The following is a 3,598-nucleotide window of genomic DNA, read 5'->3' on the forward strand; positions in this document are numbered from 1 at the left end:
ATCGCCAGAAATCGTTGCCCGTTCCGTTCACCGTGGAAGCCGGGCCGCTGCCTGCTCGACGAACTCGCGACTGGACAGGGGTTGACGGGACCGCGCGAATACGAAGCGGGATGTCGCCGGTATGCCCGCTTCGGCTCTGCCGTCCTGCCCGATCAGGATCAATCCAGCTCCGCCATTTGCCACGTTCAGAATGACCGGCTCGCCACTCCACGTCTTGATCGGCTCCATTCCGATGACGAGAAATTCACCCATCGGCTGGTCGAGATATTGGATCCGCAATTGTGGACCGACTTCTGCCGCAACGAGTTCAAACCCGAATTCCCGAGCGCGCGCGTAAACGTCGGCCAAGGTCGTCGTGTCGGACGTAAATCCAAGCTGGGCCGGCGATACGACAACAAGCTCCACGTCTTTCTTTTGAGAGCTGACGGTGAATGCCGGTCGAGCGAGGATTTCAGCGGCCTGCCCACCGACATTGCAGCCCATTCCATGCAGCGCATTGCGCAGCCTGATCGGGTCGGCAAAGCTGCCGATTGCAATCGTCCTCCAGGTCGCAACATCGCGGGCCGACTTGATGGGCTGGGGCACTTGCGCCGAAGGTGACTTGAACGTCAGTTGATTCTGCCGAACATCGCGAGCGGCGCATTGAGCCGACGCGGTGCGCGCCAACTGAACGAGGCAAGCCACACATAGCAGGGAAAGCATGAGGCAGCGGCTGACGCGTCTCGTAGTCGAATGATCAGCGCATGCCTTGGAATTGGCTCGGCTTCTCGAAATAAACATGGCGAAATCGCTTTTTCGATAGCACTGAAAAAAAGCCCGCCTCCGAGTCGATGGAGAGCACGAGGAAAAATGAATATTTCCCGCCGACGATGAAATGCGCCGGAGGAAGGCTCGATGTACTCAAATATTGCAATTTCCAAATGGCAGGCGGCAGTTCATAAGCCGATCACCCGCCTCATCAGACCGTAAAGGAATGATGTCGCTGAACGATATCACCGCGGTCAGATCGGCTCAACACCGAATGGCAACGTGCGATACACACTCAGTTGATACACACTTAGTTGATGAGTCTGCCGTGGGGAAGGTCGGGATTGGCAGACTCAGCGATCGTGATACGATCACCGATGTTGAAGTGCCGTCGTCAACAAGACGATAAGGCAGTGACCATGTCATTCCGCTCCCCCTGGTTCACATCCGGGACCGACACGTTCGCCATCAAAAATGCCGACGTGCTGATTTTGGTCGGTCGCATCCTGCTTGCCTGGGTCTTCGTCGGAAGCGCATACGGCGCGCTCACCAATTTCAGTGGCTCAGTCGCCTATTTTCGGTCGCTGAACCTTCCCGCTCCCCAGCTGTTCACGGCGGCGACCGTCGCAGTGGAGATATTGATGTCGGCTTGTCTGATCCTCGGCATTGGCACGCGCTACTGCGCGCTCTTGGTTTTTCTGTTCGTATTGTCGGCGACTGCGATCGGACATCGTTACTGGGAATACCCCGCCGGTGCGCAACAGATCGGGCAGTACAATCATTTCCTGAAGAACATCTCCATCATGGGAGGCGCTCTGTTGATCTTTGTCACCGGAGCGGGCCGGTTCTCCCTCGACCGGAGGATGGCAGGTCAAAAGCGCGATGAGATTTGAGTGATCGTCATCGCGCTTTGGGTTGTTGTTTACGCATGATCTTTCCGGAAAAAGCGCATCGCACTTTTCCGGATCATGCTTTATCAGCATCGGTCATTTCAGCCTCTTCCGCAGCGTGCAGCCGCGCGTACGGCTGCACGATAGGGCGGCTCAATTCCTTCTGACATGGCCAAGTCGACGCGCAGCTCTGCCAGCTTGCCCGACGTCGCTGCGCCTTCGTTACGGCATCACTTCGCTCTCAGCCTGAACGCAACCTCGAGCAGATGACCGAGGCGTTTCGAGAGAGGCTTCAAGCGCTCACTCATGATACTGAAGAGAAGCATCAGCCACGTCGCCATCGCGGCACACCACAACAGGCTTCCCAAAGTTTCGGGCATAAAGACCCCCTTTGAAACAACTACTTGAAATAGAGGCAGTGTCGCCGAACCGAACCGGCGCGGCAAGCCCTCCAAAAAGTGGCAAGTCGCAGAATCACTCGGAACAGCGATCGATGAGTGTTCACCAAGCCCCGCTATCCGAGGTGCGCGCTGCAAGGCATGAACCAGTGGCAGTTCGCTACCGTTTCCAGCAACTCGGCCAGGTTCTGATGTGCGACGGTCACGTGGCAGTTAGGTCAGAAGCCCAGCCTGAAATCATTCGCCCGGTATACCTGACCGCGCCAGGTCCGGCTCGCCCACCGCTACCGACATGCTGCAAGCACCGCTACCAACTGACACGCAGGAGCAATAATGCCTACTCGATCACTACATCGGCCCGCGTCAGCAGAGTCGGCGGCATGTTGATGTCGAGTGCTTTGGCGGTCTGGAGGTTTACAACAAGTTCGTACTTGGTCGGCCGCTCGACCGGCAGGTCGCCGGGCTTCGTGCCTTTCAGAATCTTGTCGACAAGCGTCGCAGACCGGCGAAACTGATCTGGCAAGTCGGTCCCGTAGCTCAAGAGGAAGCCTGCTTCCGCGTATTCTCTCACCGCAGAGATTGCAGGCAGCCGATTTATGACGGCCATGACGCCAATCAGGCCGCGGTGGTTGAACAGCACTCCATCGCTCAGCACGACGAGCACCTGCGCGCGTTCCCTCACCATTGTCGCGAACGCTTGTTGAAGCATATCCAGGGCGCGCGCCTCGGCCGGGACAAGCGTCAACCCCAGCGCCTTAGCAGCTTCCCGCAGCGATGCCAGCCGGTCCTGATTGGGCGCGAAGTCCGGATTCCACAGGACGCCCACACGCGAGAGGTTCGGTAGAGTATCATTCAGAAATTCAAGCCGCTTGCCGTTGATCTCATCGCCAGGCTCCGAGCTGAACCCGGTGACATTGCCACCCGGGCGAGCCAGACTAGCGACAAGTCCAGCACTGACCGGCTCAGCACTGTTGGCCATCACGATCGGGATCGTCCGTGTCGCCTTCATGGCCGCAACCGTGGTCGCATTGGTCCCGGACAGGATGACGTCCACGCCGAGCCCAGCCACCTCTATGGCAAGTGCCGCCAGCCGTCCCACGTCTCCGTCGGCAAAGCGGTACTCGATGACGACATTCTCGCCAGCGCGGTAACCAAGGCTCCGCAGGCCCGCTTCGAAGGCTTGAACATTACGAAGCGTTTGCTCCCGCGACGCGCTCGCGAGATAGCCTATCTTGTAGCGCGACCTGGGCGGTTGCTGCGCACGCGCCCCAAGCGGCCACGTCGCCGCCGCGCCGCCAATCAGCTCCATGAACTCGCGTCGTTTCATTCAGCACCGCGGAGGAAACGCCCGTCCATGTCCAAAGCCTAGCACTTTGCCGCGAGCCAGCTAGTGAGAATGGACAACGCATCGGATCTCCGAACCTGCGTCCCCATGTCCAGACGGGCCGAAAGCGAAGTGTGCAATTGCTTGCCCGGGACCGATGCATTCCCCTATGCGCACATCCTAGCGCGGGGACAACACCCCTACCCCGCCATCACCCCGCCGCGCCTGATCAGCTCCTT

The 3,598-nt window shown here is 58.9% G+C and carries 3 protein-coding genes; 1 reads left to right on the forward strand and 2 read right to left on the reverse strand.

Annotated elements, in window-relative coordinates; genetic code table 11:
- Positions 1-27: 27 nt before the first annotated feature.
- The gene (locus SE91_RS20910) at positions 28-702 is read right to left on the reverse strand and encodes a hypothetical protein (RefSeq protein WP_061848930.1); all 675 of its coding nucleotides are present in this window, start codon (positions 700-702) and stop codon (positions 28-30) included.
- 464 nt (positions 703-1,166) lie between these two features.
- Here SE91_RS20910 and SE91_RS20915 point away from each other — a divergent pair, with 464 nt between their 5' ends.
- Entirely contained in the window at positions 1,167-1,640 is a 474-nt protein-coding gene (locus SE91_RS20915) for a DoxX family protein (RefSeq protein ID WP_061851225.1), read from the forward strand.
- Between the two features lie 732 nt (positions 1,641-2,372).
- Here the strand turns inward: SE91_RS20915 and SE91_RS20920 are convergent.
- Positions 2,373-3,362, reverse strand: coding sequence for an ABC transporter substrate-binding protein (locus tag SE91_RS20920; protein ID WP_061848931.1), 990 nt, complete (start codon positions 3,360-3,362; stop codon positions 2,373-2,375).
- Positions 3,363-3,598 lie beyond the last annotated feature (236 nt).

The organism is Bradyrhizobium sp. DOA1, assembly GCF_001593325.1.
Classification (GTDB): domain Bacteria; phylum Pseudomonadota; class Alphaproteobacteria; order Rhizobiales; family Xanthobacteraceae; genus Bradyrhizobium.

What these genes read in the sequence shown, in the direction of transcription:
- SE91_RS20910 (WP_061848930.1), bottom strand. Translation starts at nt 702, where the DNA reads ATGCTTTCCCTGCTATGTGTGGCTTGCCTCGTTCAGTTGGCGCGCACC.
- SE91_RS20915 (WP_061851225.1), top strand. Translation starts at nt 1,167, where the DNA reads ATGTCATTCCGCTCCCCCTGGTTCACATCCGGGACCGACACGTTCGCC.
- SE91_RS20920 (WP_061848931.1), bottom strand. Translation starts at nt 3,362, where the DNA reads ATGAAACGACGCGAGTTCATGGAGCTGATTGGCGGCGCGGCGGCGACG.